Annotated in this window: 15 protein-coding genes; 4 read left to right on the plus strand and 11 right to left on the minus strand. The window is 72.4% G+C overall.

The annotated features are described in order from the left end of the window. Window positions 1-13: 13 nt before the first annotated feature. Window positions 14-898 carry an alpha/beta fold hydrolase gene (locus E1298_RS31675; protein ID WP_131899800.1) on the minus strand — a complete coding sequence of 295 codons (885 nt, stop codon included), beginning with the start codon at window positions 896-898 and terminating at the stop codon, window positions 14-16. Window positions 899-978: 80 nt separating this feature from the next. Here E1298_RS31675 and E1298_RS31680 point away from each other — a divergent pair, with 80 nt between their 5' ends. After that, a complete protein-coding gene (locus E1298_RS31680) occupies window positions 979-1,668 on the plus strand; it encodes a glycerophosphodiester phosphodiesterase (RefSeq protein ID WP_131899802.1) in 690 nt (229 codons plus the stop codon). A gap of 62 nt (window positions 1,669-1,730) precedes the next feature. Here the strand turns inward: E1298_RS31680 and E1298_RS31685 are convergent, their stop codons facing one another. Beyond that, window positions 1,731-3,224 (minus strand): DEAD/DEAH box helicase, encoded by a 1,494-nt coding sequence (locus E1298_RS31685; protein ID WP_243725931.1) that lies wholly within the window; start codon window positions 3,222-3,224, stop codon window positions 1,731-1,733. A 621-nt stretch (window positions 3,225-3,845) separates the two neighbouring features. Here E1298_RS31685 and E1298_RS31690 point away from each other — a divergent pair. Next, window positions 3,846-4,652: a hypothetical protein gene (locus tag E1298_RS31690; protein ID WP_131899806.1), complete on the plus strand. Its 807-nt coding sequence runs from the start codon at window positions 3,846-3,848 to the stop codon at window positions 4,650-4,652. A gap of 91 nt (window positions 4,653-4,743) precedes the next feature. On the opposite strand, the gene E1298_RS31695 is transcribed toward E1298_RS31690, so the two are convergent. From E1298_RS31695 to ligD (E1298_RS31725), 7 genes are all read right to left on the minus strand, one after another. Then, window positions 4,744-5,043, minus strand: a complete 300-nt coding sequence (locus E1298_RS31695; RefSeq protein WP_243725932.1) for a GlsB/YeaQ/YmgE family stress response membrane protein — start codon at window positions 5,041-5,043, stop codon at window positions 4,744-4,746. Between the two features lie 90 nt (window positions 5,044-5,133). Then, a complete protein-coding gene (locus E1298_RS31700) occupies window positions 5,134-5,367 on the minus strand; it encodes a DUF3107 domain-containing protein (RefSeq protein ID WP_131899808.1) in 234 nt (77 codons plus the stop codon). Between the two features lie 126 nt (window positions 5,368-5,493). Beyond that, window positions 5,494-6,117: a TetR/AcrR family transcriptional regulator gene (locus E1298_RS31705; RefSeq protein WP_131899810.1), complete on the minus strand. Its 624-nt coding sequence runs from the start codon at window positions 6,115-6,117 to the stop codon at window positions 5,494-5,496. Between the two features lie 248 nt (window positions 6,118-6,365). Beyond that, the gene (locus tag E1298_RS31710) at window positions 6,366-6,575 is read right to left on the minus strand and encodes a hypothetical protein (protein ID WP_131899812.1); all 210 of its coding nucleotides are present in this window, start codon (window positions 6,573-6,575) and stop codon (window positions 6,366-6,368) included. A gap of 19 nt (window positions 6,576-6,594) precedes the next feature. Continuing rightward, entirely contained in the window at window positions 6,595-7,938 is a 1,344-nt protein-coding gene (locus E1298_RS31715; RefSeq protein WP_243725933.1) for a dihydrolipoyl dehydrogenase family protein, read from the minus strand. Between the two features lie 116 nt (window positions 7,939-8,054). Then, entirely contained in the window at window positions 8,055-8,948 is an 894-nt protein-coding gene (gene ligD, locus E1298_RS31720) for a non-homologous end-joining DNA ligase (RefSeq protein WP_131899814.1), read from the minus strand. After that, window positions 8,938-9,912, minus strand: a complete 975-nt coding sequence (ligD, locus tag E1298_RS31725; RefSeq protein ID WP_131899816.1) for a non-homologous end-joining DNA ligase — start codon at window positions 9,910-9,912, stop codon at window positions 8,938-8,940. The genes ligD (E1298_RS31720) and ligD (E1298_RS31725) overlap by 11 nt, the downstream gene beginning before the upstream one ends. Before the next feature lie 113 nt (window positions 9,913-10,025). Here ligD (E1298_RS31725) and ku point away from each other — a divergent pair, with 113 nt between their 5' ends. After that, window positions 10,026-10,964 (plus strand): non-homologous end joining protein Ku, encoded by a 939-nt coding sequence (ku, locus tag E1298_RS31730; protein WP_131899818.1) that lies wholly within the window; start codon window positions 10,026-10,028, stop codon window positions 10,962-10,964. 258 nt (window positions 10,965-11,222) lie between these two features. Here ku and E1298_RS31735 read toward each other — a convergent pair whose 3' ends face one another. Next, on the minus strand, window positions 11,223-11,744 hold the full coding sequence (locus E1298_RS31735) for a superoxide dismutase family protein (protein WP_131899820.1): 522 nt from the start codon (window positions 11,742-11,744) through the stop codon (window positions 11,223-11,225). 253 nt (window positions 11,745-11,997) lie between these two features. Then, a complete protein-coding gene (locus E1298_RS31740) occupies window positions 11,998-14,208 on the minus strand; it encodes an MMPL family transporter (RefSeq protein ID WP_131899822.1) in 2,211 nt (736 codons plus the stop codon). A gap of 143 nt (window positions 14,209-14,351) precedes the next feature. Here E1298_RS31740 and E1298_RS31745 point away from each other — a divergent pair, with 143 nt between their 5' ends. Further along, window positions 14,352-15,068 carry a TetR/AcrR family transcriptional regulator gene (locus E1298_RS31745; protein ID WP_165975775.1) on the plus strand — a complete coding sequence of 239 codons (717 nt, stop codon included), beginning with the start codon at window positions 14,352-14,354 and terminating at the stop codon, window positions 15,066-15,068. Window positions 15,069-15,130: the final 62 nt, after the last annotated feature.

Consider the following 15,130-nt stretch of genomic DNA (forward strand, 5'->3'; position numbering starts at 1 on the left):
GGGGTAACGGGGGTCAGGGGTAGAGCAGGTCGCGTTCCGCGCGGTTCCAGAAGTCCGTCAGGGCGCTGGCCGTGGTCTCCGGCGCCTCGACGGCGGGGGAGTGCGCGGCGCTCGGGATGACGACCTTGGCGGCGTCCAGGCGCTCGGCCATCGCGGCCTGGACGCGCGGGTCCCAGACGTCGTCGTCCTCGCCGTACAGGACGAGGATGCCCAGCCCGGTGTCCTCGGCGTGCTTGGCGAGCTCGTCGACCCGGTCGGGGGCGGTGAGCAGCTCGCGGGCCATGCAGACCAGGCCCGCCGCGGAGTTGCCGAGCGTCCGGGCCCTCAGGAAGTCGACGATGTCGGACCGGACGCCGCGCTCGACGTAGCCGGGCTCCATGCTGATCGCCCAGATGGCGGAGAGGCCGAGCCGGGGGATCGCGTCGCGCAGGGCGCGGGCCCTGACGGCGGCCGGGCCGGTGAGCGCGGCCGGGCCGGAGCTCATCAGCGTGAACGAGGCGGGCGGCACACGCGCGGCCAGCACGGCCTCGCGCGTCACCAGGCCGCCGAACGAGTGGCCGACCAGGTGGACGGGCTCCGGGCCGAGGGCCTCCTGGAGGGCCGTGATGTCCTCCCCGAGGGCGGCGCGGCCGTAGGCGGACGGGTCGTCCGGGCCGTCCGACTCGTACTGGCCCCGCATGTCGACGGCGACGACGCGGCGGCCGGACGCGGCGAGGGTCTGCAGCACCGCGATGAAGTCCTCCTTGCTGCCGGTGTAGCCCGGGACGAGGAGGGCGGGGCACCGCTCGGTCACCCCCGCCCCCGGGAGAGCCTCCAGCGTGGCGAAACGGCCGCGCGAGGTCTCGATCGCGGTCCGGTTAACACCGGGGGGCAGGGTCAGGAACCGGGGCGTGCTCACAGAGGGCCACCATACTAAACAGGTGCCGCGGGACACCGGACGGAGGATCCGCGGATGATGCGGGTGGTAGCGTCCACAGCGTGGATCCGAAGCCGGCCGTCTCCGCGCATCGGCGGGACGAGGCGGGCCTGACCGGCCTGCGGGACGCCGTCGACTCCGGGGCCGAGTACGTCGAGATCGACGTCCGCCGGACGGCCGACGGGCGGCTCATCGTGCACCACGACTCGATGATGGGCGGGCTGCCGCTGAGCCGCCTCACCTACACGCGGGTGCGCGAGCTGGCGCCGCGGCCGGTCCCGCTGGTCGGCGAGGCCATGGAGATCATCGCCGGTCGCGCGCGGGGCCATATCGACCTCAAGGAGCGCGGCTGCGAGCAGGAGACGGTCGAGCTCGCGCTGGAGGCGTTCGGCGGGCCGGACGGCTTCGTCGTCACCACTCGCGAGGTGAGCTCGCTCGTCCAGATCAAGAAGAGCCACCCGCGGGTCAGGACGGCCCTGTCGGTGGGCCGCAGCCTGTGGAGCCGGGGGGCCGCCCGCGACTTCGCGCCGCTGCGGCTGATCCGCAGCGCCGGCGCCGACATGGTGGCGCTGAACCACCGGCTGGCGCGGGTCGGGGTGCTGAGGCAGTGTGCGCGGGCCGGGTTCCCCGCCATGATCTGGACGGTGAACGCCGAGCCGCTGATGCGCCGGTTCCTCGGCGACCCGCGCGTGGCCGTGCTGGTCACCGATCATCCGGACACCGCACTGTCACTGCGGGACGCGCCGCGCTGAGCGGGCGACGCGGGCAACCGCGAGACCACGGCGTCGCTCCGTGATCTCGCAGTCGCCGGTTGTCAGGCGCTCTGCGGCGCCTCGGCGGTCTCACCGGCCGGCTTGCCGGCGCGGGTGCGGCGCCGGCTGCGGCTCCGCTTGCGCTCGGTGGTGACCGTGTCCGCCCCGGGTGCCTGCTCGCCGGCCACGGGTGCCTGCTCGGCATCGGTGGCGGTCGCCGTGCCCGTCACGCCGCCCGCGGTGTCGGCGCCCGCCTCGACGGGCTTGCCGGAGCGGGTGCGGGTCCGCGCCCGCTTGCGGCGGCGCGGGGCCGGCCGCTCCCTGTCGCGGTCGTGATCGCGGTCGTGACCGCGGCCATGGTCGCGGCTGCGGGTCTTGCCGGTCTCGCCGATGTCCTCAAGCGCCTCGGCGTCCAGCCCGGCGCGCTCGCCCCGCTGGTCCTTGGGCAGCTTGCCCTTGGTGCCCTCGGGGATCCCGAGCGCCGCGAAGTAGTGCGGCGAGGTGGAGTAGGTCTCCTCCGGCGCCGCGAACGGCAGGTCGAGCGTGCTGTTGATCAGCTTCCACCGGGTCAGGTCGGCCCAGTCGATGAAGGTGACGGAGACGCCCTCCTTGCCCGCGCGGCCGGTGCGGCCGATGCGGTGGACGTAGGTGTCCGCGCTGTCGGGGCACTCGAAGTTGACCACGTGGGTGACGTCGTCGACGTCGAGCCCGCGGGCCGCCACGTCCGTGGCCACCAGCACGTCGATCTTGCCGTTGCGGAACGCGCGCAGCGCCCGCTCCCGCTGGCTCTGCCCGAGGTCGCCGTGCACGGCGGCGGCGTCGAAGCCGCGCACCGCGAGGTCGGCGGCCACCCGGTCGCAGGCCCGCTTGGTCTGGCAGAAGACCATGGTGAGCCCTCGGCCCTCGGCCTGGAGCAGGCGGGCCAGCATCTCCGGCTTGTCCATCTGGTGGGCCTGGAAGACGTGCTGGACCGTCTGCGGCGTCGTCTCCGACTCCGCGTGCGACTCGGCCCGGACGTTGGTGGGCCTGGTCAGGTACCGGCGCGACAGCGCGACGATCTCGCCCGGCATGGTCGCCGAGAACAGCATCGTCTGCCGCTTCGCCGGGATCCGGTCGATGATCCGCTCGATGTCGGGCAGGAACCCGAGGTCGAGCATGCGGTCGGCCTCGTCCAGCACCAGCACCCCGACCTGCGAGAGGTCCAGGTACTTCTGCTTGACCAGGTCGAGCAGCCGGCCCGGGGTGCCGACGACGACGTCGACGCCCTCGCGCAGCGCGCTGATCTGCGGCTCGTACGCGCGCCCGCCGTAGACCGACAGGACGCGGGTGCCGAGCTTGCCGCCGGCGACCAGGAGGTCGTCGGTGACCTGCAGGGCCAGCTCGCGGGTCGGGGCGACGACGAGCGCCTGCGGCTTGCGGCCGCCGTGCTCGATGCGCTGCAGCAGCGCCGCGCCGAACGCCAGCGTCTTGCCGGTGCCGGTGCGGGCCTGCCCGATGATGTCGTGGCCGCCCAGCGCGATCGGCAGGGCGAGCTCCTGGATGGGGAATGCCTCCACGATGCCCTCGGATTCAAGGGCATCGGCTATCTCGGGTACGACCCCGAGTTCACGAAAGGTAGTCAGGGCTTTCAGCCTCCAATATGCGGGGTCCTCGCTCCCCGGTGCGGCGCGGCTCGGTGCCCGGTGCTGCCGGGCACCGATGGGCGGGCCCGGCTGGGGCGCTTCCGGTCAAGGACACAGTGCGCTCCGGTCGGGACGGCCCTTCCGGGCGCGCCCGCCGATCGCTTCCTGTGGCCGCGCGCTCACGCGGGAGGGACCAGCCGTCACTCAAAATGTCTCGGCGACCGCAGTCAGGGGTTGAAAGCAGTCACTCGCTGTGGCTGCGTGCGGTCACACTCCGCCACGCAGTGTACCGACCGTTGATTGCATACACCAATAGCCGATCACAGGTCTCAACGTTTGCATGGTTTCGTCTATTCCATGCCCCGCTCGCCAGGGACTATCCGTCCCCGGCGCCGCCCGCCGGCCGCCCGGCCCGGGACGTCCCGGGGACGGCCACTTCCGGACAGCCGATGCCTCGAAGATCACGGTCGTCCGGAATCAAAGCGCCCGTGCCCCGACCAAGATCCTGACATTCTTGGATGCCGCCGGGTTTGTACGATCGGAAGGACGGAACGGATGCGGGCGAGGCTCACGGGCAAGGCCGCCATGCCGGTCGTGTCGGCCGCGGTGGCAATGGCCGCCGCGGTGACCGGCTGCTCCTCCTCGGGGGACGGCGCGAAGGGCGGCCAGGCCCGGGGACCGGTCGTCCAGCGCGACGACACCGCGCACCCGGACAAGCTCGTCCAGCTGCGGGGCGCCGAGTACGTTAAGATCGCCGGGCTGGCCGACGCGGCGGCGTCGAAGCGGCTGGACGCGGCGCTGCGCGCGCCGCTCGACTGGGCGGTGACCTGGGCCTGGAAGGCGCCGCTCAAGGAGCAGCTGGCCGAGTGCAAGGGCAAGCCGAGCGTCCTGCAGTCCAAGGTGCGGCTGGGCCTGCGCGGCGACATCGTCTCGGTGGCCAACGCGATCGGGATGGTGCCCTGCTACGAGGGCGAGGGCTCGCTGCCGACCGTCCCGGTGACGGTGGACGTCAAGGCGGGCAAGGCGCTCGCGCCCCAGGACGTCTTCAACGACACCGCCCTGAGCAGGAAGGGCCTGGCGATGCTCTGGGCCAGGCTCGCGGGCCCGAAGGACGACTGGCGGGACTGCGAGCTCGACCCGCCGCGCTACCAGGACCTCTTCCCCGGCAAGCGCGACGGCGAGCCCATCGAGTCGCCTGCGCCCTTCGGCCTGTTCTTCACCGCGCAGGGGCTGGAGGTGATCTGGTCGACCACCGGCACCGGCTGCAACAACTTCACCTTCACGGTCGCCTACGAGAAGGTGAAAGACCTGATCAAGCCGGAGGTCTACCCCCGGCTGCTGGCCGCCGCCACCGCGCGCTGACGGGTACCGGGCATGAGGGAGGCCCCCGCTGAAGGGCGCGGGGGCCGCCGTCATCGCCTCCGGCCGTCTCGCCGGGGGCGTCGGGGATGGGTCAGAAGGTGCGCCGCTTGGTGCGCCAGCCAAAGCGCCGGCCACCGCCGCCGCGCGTGTTCATCGTGGTGAGCGCCGCCACGCCGAGCGCGGCGATCACCACCGCGAACACCAGGGCGATGAGCGTGCCGGCACCGAGCGCGTCGGCGATGACGCCGCCGAGGATCGCGCCGGCGACCCCGACGAGGATCGTCAGCAGGACGCCGATGGGGTTGCGGCCGGGCACGAGCAGCCGTGCCACGGCACCGATGACGGCACCGACGACGATGAACCAGAGGATCGTCGTGAGCATGTCGATCATCCATTCCGTTTCCGTGGGCCGGGTGGCCCGTGGTCGCGGATCGATATGCCCGCCGTGCCCGGATCAAACAAAGCCCAGGTCAACCGGCCGTCAGGTGTACTGGGTGCCGAACCCGACGCTGCGCCCCTCCTCCTCGGTGATCTCCAGGTAGCCCACCCGGTCGGCCGGGATGACGACCCGGCCGTTGCGGCGGTCCTTGAGCACGAACACCCCGCGCTCGGCTGCCAGCGCCTCCGCCAGCGCATGCTGGACCTCGTCCGCCGACTGCTCGGTGTCCACCACGAGCTCCTTGGGCACGAACTGCACGCCGATGCGAACCTGCACGCTGATGCTCCCGTCGTCCGACCGTCCGCCGGCCCCCGGCGGTCACGCCTCCGATGGTCGCACGGAGATCGGCCGATGCGCGCTCCGACCGCTTCGCCGCGAGTGAACGCGGGCCCGCCGGGGCGCTCAGCCGGTGTTGCGGGGGAAGCCGGAGATCCCGCGCCACGCGAGCCGGGCGATGATCGTCTCGGCGGTCTCCTTGGGGATCGCCCGGTGCTGGGACAGCCAGTAGCGGGCGCTGACCTCCGCCATGCCGACCAGCCCCATGCCGAGCAGGTGCGCCTCGTCGCTGGCGGCGCCGGTGTCCTCGGCGATCACCTGCGCGATCATCTCGGCGCACTGCTGGTTGGCCCGGTCGACGCGGGCGCGGACGGGCGCCACGTTCCGCAGGTCGGACTCGAAGACGAGCCGGTACGCTTCGCCGTCGCCGGCCACGAAGTCGTAGAAGGCCTGCATGCTCGCCTGCACGCGCAGCTTGTTGTCCGTCGTGGACTCCAGGGCGTCGCGGACGGTCTTCACGAGGGCCTCGGCGTGTTCGTCCAGCAGCGCCAGGTACAGCTCCAGCTTGCCAGGGAAGTGCTGGTAGAGGACGGGCTTGCTCACGCCCGCGCGCTCGGCGATCTCGTCCATCGCCGCGGCGTGGTAGCCCTGCGCGACGAACACCTCCTGGGCCGCGCCGAGCAGTTGCCTGCGGCGCGCCAGGCGCGGCAGCCTCGTGCCACGGGGGCGGGCGTCCGGGGTCGCGGTCACCACACTCTCCGATCACCGAATCATTGCGACGGATGAGGGTGTCCGTCGCGGGGAACCAATCCCATCATCCTACGCGCGGGTAACCTCGCGGGTCACTAACAAAGCCCGTCGACGTTCCTTCACACAGGTCAGTGTATTTCCGACCGCGACCGCCAAGTACCACGTCCGGACGTTCCGATTCGTCGGCCGCGGATCCCGTGGATCTCCCCAGGTCCCCGCGGTCGCGTGGAATCCCGCGCGGACCGCGCCTAGCGGTACTCCTCTTCGTCCAGGCCGACCTCCTGGCGCTGCTCGGTGGCGTCGGCCTCGTCGGCGTCGAAGGGCAGCGGGGCCGGCCATGCGGGCCGGGTGCCGTTCTCGCCGAGGTCGGCCCGCTGCTCGGCGGCGTCCGCCTCGGGCGCCTCGTCGGGGACGGGCTCGTCGGGTACGGGCTGGTCGAGGTCGTCGGTCTCGCTCATCACGCCTCCTCCTCGCGGCTCACAGGCGGCCGGCCAGTTCCCGCAGCGGGGCCTCGATGGACTCGCCGTAGGTCGGGAACGCGTGAACGACGTCGGTGAGCAGGCTCAGCGGCGTCTCCGCGCGGATGGCCAGCGCGATCTCGCTCATCCACTCCTCAGCGTAGAGCCCGGCCGCGGCGGCGCCGATCAGCACCCCGCGTGAGCGGTCGGCGTACAGCTCCACCCGCCCCCGGTCATCGGCCTCGACCGCCGCCCGGGCCGTCGCGGCCAGGTCGTACCCGGCGCTGAGGAGGTCTATTCCGAGTTCGGCGGCCCGCATGGGGGAGATCCCCACCGAGTAGACGGTGGGCGTGGTGTAGACGACGCGCGGGATCGCGCGGTAGTCGGCCTCCCGCCGCCGCCCCAGCAGGTTGGACAGCACCACGCGGGCCTGGTAGCGGGCCGCGTGGGTCGTGCGCGCGACGCCGGTCACGTCGCCGGCCGCCCAGACGCCACCCGCGCCACCCGTGGCGCCCGCACCGGACGGTACGGCGCACGTCTCGTCCACGGGAACGCCGTGGCCGGGGGAGACGGCGACGCCGAGCGTGTCCAGCCCGAGCCCCTCCACGCGGGGACGGCGCCCGGCGGCGACCAGGATGCGGTCGGCGTCGAGCGTGCCGCCGTCCGACAGCCACAGCCGCAGCCCCGGCTCCTTGCGCTCGACGCTGCCGAGGGCGGCGCCGAGCCGCAGATCGACGCCCATCCGGCGCAGCACCTCGGCCAGCGCCTCGCCCGCGAAGGGGGCCTCGGCGGTCAGCAGCCGCCCGGCCGCCTCGATGACCGTGACCTGCGACCCGAACGCCGCGTACACCTGCGCCATCTCGCAGCCGACGGGCCCGCCGCCGAGGACGACGAGGCGGCGCGGCAGGTCGGGCACCGACAGCGCCTCGTCGCTGGTCCAGAACGGCACGTCGGCGAGGCCCTCCACGGGGGGGACGGCGGGCTCGCTCCCGGTGCAGACCACCAGGTCGTCGAAGCCGTGCTCGGCTCCGTCCACCTCGATCCGGCCGGGGCCGAGGACCCGGCCCCGGCCGCGCAGGACGGTCACGCCGTCCTCGGCCATGCGTGCGACCGCGCGGTCGTCCTCGCGGTACGCGGCCAGCTCGTCGCGCCGCGCGACGGCCAGCTCCCAGGTCTCGCCGCGCCGCGCCGACAGCAGCAGCGACTTGGACGGGACGCACGCGAAGTACGGCGACTCCCCGCCGACCAGGCGGTTCTCGACGAGGGCGACGTCGCGTCCGGCCCGGCCGAGCCCGGCCGCGACCAGCTCCCCCGCGGTTCCCCCGCCCAGCACCACGGCACCGTAGTGATGGTTGTTCGGCACTGTTCATCCTTCCCGCCGCACGATGTCCTCGTCCCCGTGCCCTTCATGGTGGCGGAATCCGGTGCCGGAGAGTGCCGGTTCCAACACTTAGGGCACCCGGGAAGTGAAGACCGGTGTCAGGGCAGGGCCTGCCGATCGCCGAGCAGCGGTCCGAGGAGGTCGCCGTGCTCGTCGATCCGGTCGAGGACCTCTTCGGGGGTGAACGCCAGGTCGGCGGCGTCGCCGCAGGACGTCAGCTCGTCCCAGGTGAGGGGCGTGGACACCGAGGGGCTGTCGGCGGCGCGCAGCGAGTAGGGGGCGACGGTGGTCTTGGCGGGGTTGTTCTGGCTCCAGTCCACGAAGACCTTGCCGGTGCGCAGCTTCTTGTCCATCTTGGCGACGATCAGGTCGCGGTGCTCCTCGGCGAGCCGCTGGGCGGCGGCCTTGGCGTAGTCGGACGTCCGGCCCGACTCCTTGATCGGGACGTAGAGGTGCAGGCCCTTCTTGCCGCTGGTCTTCGGGTAGGACTCCAGCCCGTCCTCGGCGAGCAGGTCGCGGAGCAGCCCGGCCACCTCGCACGCCTCCACGATCGTGGCGGGGGCGCCCGGGTCCAGGTCGAACACGACCAGGTCGGGGTCGTGCACCTTGCCGCGCGGCCCGACCTTCCACTGCGGGACGTGCAGCTCCAGCGCGGCCAGGTTCGCGCACCACACCAGCGTCGGCAGGTCGTCGACGACGACGAAGTCGAGCGTGTCGCGGCCGGTGGAGCTGCCGGGCGTCGGGATGGTCGCCGTCCGGACCCAGTCGGGCGTGTGGGACGGCGCGTTCTTCTCGAAGAACCGGCCGCCGCGGACGCCGTCGGGCCAGCGGATCCGGGTGGCGGGACGGTCCTTCAGGTGCGGGAGCAGCACCGGCGCCACGCGGGCGTAGTAGTCGATGACCTCGCCCTTGGTGAAGTCGGGGTAGAGGTCCTTGTCGAGGTTGGACAGGCTGAGCAGGCGCCCGTCCACTTCGACCTTCCTACTGCTCACTGCTGACCTCCAGGGGGTCCTTGTCGTCCCGCAGCCCGCGCCAGGACGGGAAGCGGAGGCGGCCGTCCCTGGTCCGCGCGCTGTAGGCGACCTCCCCGACGAGGCGGGGCTCAACCCACTGGGCGTCCCGGGCGAACTCGCGCGGGACGGACTCGTCGAACGGGCTCGTGGGGCGGCGCAGCGGCCACAGCGTCCCGTACAGCTCGTCCAGTGCGCGGTCGGTGAAGCCGGTGCCGACGTGCCCGACGAAGCACAGCCGCCCCTTGCCGTCGTACTCGCCGAGCAGCAGCGATCCGACCCCGCCCTCGCGCCGCCCCTTGCCGGGCTTCCAGCCGCAGACGACGACCTCGCGGGTCATGAAGTTCTTGACCTTGCGCCAGAAGTCGACCCGCCGGCCGGGCCGGTACGGGGAGTCCAGGCGCTTGGCGAGGAGCCCTTCCATGCGCTGCTCCTGGGTGAAGTCGATCAGCTCCTTGACCTGCGCGGTGTCGCCGCCGTCCAGGTACGGCGGGACCTCCACGGGGCCGGTGCCCGCCAGGTCCAGGTCGGCCAGCAGCGCGCGGCGGCCGGAGTACGGCGTGTCGTACAGGACGCTTCCGTCCAGGTAGAGCAGGTCGAACACGACATATCGGACGGGGACCTCGCGGATCAGCCGGGGGCCCGGCCGCATGACGTGCATGCGGCGCTGCAGGCGCTCGAAGCTGGGCCGTCCCTCCTCGAAGGCGACGACCTCGCCGTCCAGGACGACGTCGTGGTCGGGCAGCAGGTCCGCCAGGGCCGACAGCTCCGGGTAGCGGCCCACGACGTCGCCGCCGCGCCGCCCGGCGGCCCGCACCCCGTCGGCCGAGACGTGGGCCAGCGCGCGGACCCCGTCCCACTTGAGCTCCAGGCCCCAGCGCTCGCCGTCGCCGGGGAGTTCCCCGGTGGCGGCCATCATCGGCTCAACCGGCCACGGCATGGTCATACCGGCGTCTTACCCGCTGCCCGCGCCCAAGAAAAGGATCAAGGGCTCGTTGTGGAGCAAATCGAAAGAGGGTGCGAGGCTAAGGGGAGGAACTCGCTGGGTAAGGACAGATCATGCGCAGTATCTGGAAGGGCGCGATCTCGTTCGGGCTGGTGACGATACCGGTGAAGCTCTATTCGGCGACCGAGCAGCGGGACGTCGCCTTCCACCAGGTGCACCGCGAGGACGGCGGCCGGATCAAGTACAAGCGGGTCTGCACGATCGACGGCGAGGAGGTGCCGTACTCCGACATCGCCAAGGGGTACGAGCTGCCGAGCGGCGAGATGGTCATCCTCACCGACGAGGACTTCGCCGACCTGCCGCTGTCGTCGAGCCGCCGGATCGACGTCCTGCAGTTCGTGGAGCGCGAGGAGGTCGACCCGATCTACTTCGCCAAGTCCTACTACCTGGAGCCCGACGGGCAGGGCGCCAAGCCGTACGTGCTGCTCCGCGACGCCCTGGAGACCTCGGGGCAGGTCGCGATCGTCAAGGTGGCGCTGCGCCAGCGCGAGTCGCTGGCGACGCTGCGGGTCCGCGAGGGCGTGTTCGTCCTGGAGACCATGCTGTGGCCGGACGAGGTCCGCGCGGCCGAGTTCCCGTTCCTCGACGAGGACATCGAGGTCCGCAAGCAGGAGCTGTCGATGGCGACCTCGCTCATCGAGTCGATGGAGGGGGCGTTCGACCCGTCGGAGTACAAGGACGCCTACCGCGAGGCGCTCCAGCAGGTGATCGACGCCAAGGTGGAGGGCAAGGAGATCACCAGACCGGCGGAGGAGCCCGGCGAGGAACCCGCCGCCGACCTGCTCAGCGCGCTGCGCGCCAGCGTCGAGGCGGCGAAGAAGAGCCGGGGCGGCGGCAAGGGCGGCGCCGCGAAGAAACCCGCCCGCAAGCCCGCGGCCAAGTCGTCCGGGGCGAGGTCGTCCGGGGCGAGGTCGGGGGCGAAGTCCTCCGGGGACAAGCCGTCCGGGGAGAAGAAGGAGCCGCCCAAGAGCCGCGGCCGCAAGTCGGCCTGAGCCCGCAAGCCAGGGACCCCGCCGCCGGCCGCACGGTCGGCGGCGGGGTCCTGCAACGACCCGGCTCACCGGGACCCTTGAGGGAGCGCGGGCCCTAGGGCATGTTTCATAAGCCCCTGTTCTGTTGCGCGCCGCCCAGGCACGCACCTCGCCGCGTTGTCGTCGGTCGACAGCCAACACCGGGCTGCCTCCCTCCTCCGCCTTGCGATGCACGCACCTGGACACCGCTCACGACGAACGCGACATATGAAACACGCCCTAGAACGGGACGGTCGTGCAGACCAGGCGCGCCCCGGCGTCGCCCGTCTTGGCGTTGGTCGGGGCGGCGTGGATGACGATGGATCCCGCCGCGCCCTTGGCGGCACGCCAGCGCGCGGTGGCCCGCGACTCGGCCTCGCCCTTCTTGCCGGCCTTGATGTCCAGCCAGATCTCCTTCTCGCGGAGCGGGGCGCCGGGACGGGCCTTCGGGTTCTGGGCGTGCGGACCGGAGTCGGCGGCCTGCGGGCCGCACTTCTTGCGGTGGACGTGGGCGCCGAACGTCTTGCCGGCGGCCGCGGCCGGGAGCCCGGACACGCGCAACCGGATGTCGGTCCGGTTCTTGCCCTCGGTGACGACGATGCTCGTCCTGACGCCGGAGTAGGCGGCGTCGTAGACGTTGCTGGGGCCCTCGACGATGATCGTTTTCGTGTGCTCGCGGGCCAGGGCTGGAGTCGAGAACGGCGCCAGCGCGGCGCCGGCCGTCGCAAGCGTGACGACCGCGGCGCGGACGGGCAGTGGCATGGTCTTCCTCTCCGTGCGGACCGGTGCGGTGCGACCGGTGGCTCATGATCATGCCTGCGCGGCGCGTCCGGGCGGTGACCCCGCGTGCCCGTGTCGGGTCAAAAGATGATCATTCCATCGGCGTCGGCCGGACCCGCCGGGCATGGGCGCGGGGCGGGGCCGCCGCCCCGCCCCGCCCCGCGCCGCGCTCGCCGTCCGGTACGGCCCGTCCCCCGTCAGGACGCGGGCCGTCCCGGTCAGGGCACCGTTCCGGTCAGGACACCGACTCCAGCCGGGACGGGGGCGGCGCCGCCTCGCTCTCGCGGATCCCGTAGCGCCCGTAGAACCGGCGCAGCGGGCCGGGGGCCCACCAGTTGGCGCGGCCGAGCAGCCGCATCGTGGCGGGCACCAGCAGGGCCCGGACGACCGTCGCGTCCATCAGGATCGCGATGGCCATCCCGACGCCGGTCATCTTGATGAACGTGATGCCCGAGGTCGCGAACGCGCCGATCACGACGATGAACAGCAGCGCCGCGCTGGTGATGATCGCGCCGGTGCGCTGGACGCCGGCGGCGACCGCGGCCGTGTTGGAGCCGGTCAGGTCGTACTGCTCGCGCACCCGCGACAGCAGGAACACCTCGTAGTCCATCGAGATCCCGAACAGCATGGCCAGCATGAGGATCGGCATCGCCGGATTGATCGCGCCCGTGGCGGTGAAGTCCAGGAGGCCCGACAGGTGGCCGTCCTGGAAGATCAGGACGACCGCGCCGAACGTGGCCGACAGCGACAGTATGTTCATCACGATCGCCTTCAGCGGCAGCAGCACCGAGCCGAACGCCAGGAACAGCAGGACGAACGTCGCGCCGCCGACCAGCAGCGCCAGCCACGGCAGCGTCGCGCCGAGGCTGCTCAGCTGGTCGACCACGTTCGCCGTCGTGCCGCCGACGTGGACCTGCGCGCCGGGCGGAGGCGGGACGTCCCGGACGCGGTCGACCAGGCCGCGGGCGGCGCCGGAGTTCGGGTCGGAGTCGTAGCGCAGCGCGATGCGGTACGTCGTGCCCTTGGCGCCGGTGACGGTGGCGCCCGTCGCGCCGGGCAGCGCGGCCAGGCGGTCCCCGTACGCCTGGACCGCCGCCCGGTCGGACGCGCCGGTCAGCACCGCCTCGATGGGATCGGTGGCGTTGCGCGTGAACCGCGTCTCCAGCGTCTCGGCCACCACCCGGGCGTCGGCCTCCGCCGGCAGCACCTTGGCGTCGACGCCGCCCCAGTTGATGCGCAGGAACGGCGCGCCGAGGACCAGGAGCAGCGCCACCGTCGCGACGATGTAGATCACCGGACGGCGCATGACGCTGTGCGCGAGGCGTCCCCACCAGCCGTCGGCCCGCCCGGGGGCCTCGGCCGGGGCGGCGCCGGGCGCCGGCGCGGTGGCGGTCGCCCGGCGGCGGCGCCGGACCGACAGCGCGTTCACCCGGGTGCCGAGCACGGCCAGCAGCGCGGGCAGGACGGTCAGCGCGGCGACCATGCACACGAACACCGTGGCGATCCCGCCGTAGCCCATCGAGCGCAGGAAGTTCTGGTCGAACAGCAGCAGCCCGGACAGTGACACCGCGACCGTGATCCCGGAGACCGCGACGGTGCGGCCCGCGGTGGCCATCGTCGCGGCCAGCGCGTCCTCGATGGAGGTGCGGCCCGGGTCGCGGGCGATCTCCTCCCGGAACCGGCTGACCACGAAGAGCCCGTAGTCGATCGCGAGGCCGAGCCCCAGGAACGTCGTGATGTTGACCGCGAAGATCGACACGTCGGTGACGTAGGTGAGCAGGTGCAGCGCGGTGAACGAGCCGAGGATGGCCATGCCGCCGACCGCGAGCGGCAGGCTCGCCGCCACCAGCCCGCCGAAGATCAGCACGAGCAGGACGAGCAGGATGGGCATGGCCATGCCCTCGGCCTTACCGATGTCGGACGAGACGCGCTCGTTGATCGCGGTCCCGGTGCCGACGGTGCCGCCGATCTTCACCGTGAGCCCGCCGCCGACCTCGCCCAGGTCGTCCTTGATGGCCTCGTAGGCGTCCTGCCGGGCGCCCTCGTCGGCGCCCGCGAGCTGCAGGACGGCGTAGGTGGCCGTCTTGTCCGTGCTGACGAACTGCGGCGCCTTGGCCGTCCAGTACGTGGTCGCGGCGGCGACCTTGCCGGGCGGCAGCGCGGACAGCGCCCGCTCGACCGCCGTCCTGTAGGCCGGGTCGTCGACGGTGGTGCCCGCGCGGCCCTGGTAGAGGAGCACCACGTCGGCGTCGCCGCGCCCGAGGTCGCGCTCGGCGATCTGCGCGGCCCGGGCGCTCTCGCTGCCCGGCGTGTCGAAGCCGCCGGCCGAGGTCAGGGCACCGAACACGCCGGTGCCCCAGACTCCGGCGATGACGAGCCCGATGCCCGCGGCCGCGAGCACCCACCTGCGCCGCCGGTGCACCCAGCGGCCCCATCGGTCGAACATCGTCGTCCCTCTCAGTGATGACCGGTAACTATGTGAACGGCGTTTACTGCTAACGATGTTAACATTGCATGTTGTGTTCACTTCCGTCAATGGTGTTTTTGCGGAATCATCCGGGGGGCACCGGAAGAACAGGGGGCGGCCGAGTGACGACCCGACGTGACCGACTGCGGGCGGCGACGATCAAGGAGATCTCCGACACGGCCCGGCGCATCCTGGTCGAGCAGGGGGCCGAGGCCGTGACGCTCCGGGCGATCGCGCGCAGGATGGGCATGACGGCCCCGGCGCTGTACCGCTACTACGCCAGCCACGGCGATCTGCTGCGGCATCTGGTCGGCGAGCTCTTCAACGAGCTGACCGACGAACTGCACGCCGCCATGCACGAGGTCCCGCAAGACGACATGAGCGCCAAGCTCCTCGTGGTGTCCCGGCAGTTCCGCCTGTGGGCGCTGGCGAACCCGCGCGAGTACGCGCTGCTCTTCGGCGCTCCCGTGCCCGGCGTCGACGACCGGGAGCAGGGCGACTTCGCCGAGGAGTGCTCCCGCAGGTTCGGATGGACGTTCATGTCCCTGTTCCTGGAGCTGTGGCGGAAGAAGCCGTTCCCCGTGCCGGCCGACGAGGAGATCGACCCCGTCCTGCTCTCGCAGCTCCGCCGCTACCGGGAGGACAACCTCGGCGTGAGCCTGCCCCTCGGCGTGCTCCAGCAGTTCCTCAAGTGCTGGGTCCGGCTCCAGGGCGGCGTCAGCCTGGAGGTCTTCGGGCACCTGGAGTTCGCCCTGGACGACGCGGCCCCGATGTTCGAGCTCATGCTCGCCGAGGTCTGTCCGGCGCTCGGCCTCACCTACACGCCCCCCGGCCGCTGACGGACCCGCCCCGGCGAGCCCGGCGAGCCCGGCGAACCCGGCGGGCCCGCCAGGCCCGGCGG

The sequence above is a fragment of the Actinomadura rubrisoli genome (assembly GCF_004349215.1).
GTDB lineage: Bacteria > Actinomycetota > Actinomycetes > Streptosporangiales > Streptosporangiaceae > Spirillospora > Spirillospora rubrisoli.

What these genes read in the sequence shown, in the direction of transcription:
- E1298_RS31690 (WP_131899806.1), top strand. Translation starts at nt 3,846, where the DNA reads ATGCGGGCGAGGCTCACGGGCAAGGCCGCCATGCCGGTCGTGTCGGCC.
- E1298_RS31695 (WP_243725932.1), bottom strand. Translation starts at nt 5,043, where the DNA reads ATGATCGACATGCTCACGACGATCCTCTGGTTCATCGTCGTCGGTGCC.
- E1298_RS31710 (WP_131899812.1), bottom strand. Translation starts at nt 6,575, where the DNA reads ATGAGCGAGACCGACGACCTCGACCAGCCCGTACCCGACGAGCCCGTC.
- ligD (WP_131899816.1), bottom strand. Translation starts at nt 9,912, where the DNA reads ATGACCATGCCGTGGCCGGTTGAGCCGATGATGGCCGCCACCGGGGAA.
- ku (WP_131899818.1), top strand. Translation starts at nt 10,026, where the DNA reads ATGCGCAGTATCTGGAAGGGCGCGATCTCGTTCGGGCTGGTGACGATA.
- E1298_RS31735 (WP_131899820.1), bottom strand. Translation starts at nt 11,744, where the DNA reads ATGCCACTGCCCGTCCGCGCCGCGGTCGTCACGCTTGCGACGGCCGGC.
- E1298_RS31740 (WP_131899822.1), bottom strand. Translation starts at nt 14,208, where the DNA reads ATGTTCGACCGATGGGGCCGCTGGGTGCACCGGCGGCGCAGGTGGGTG.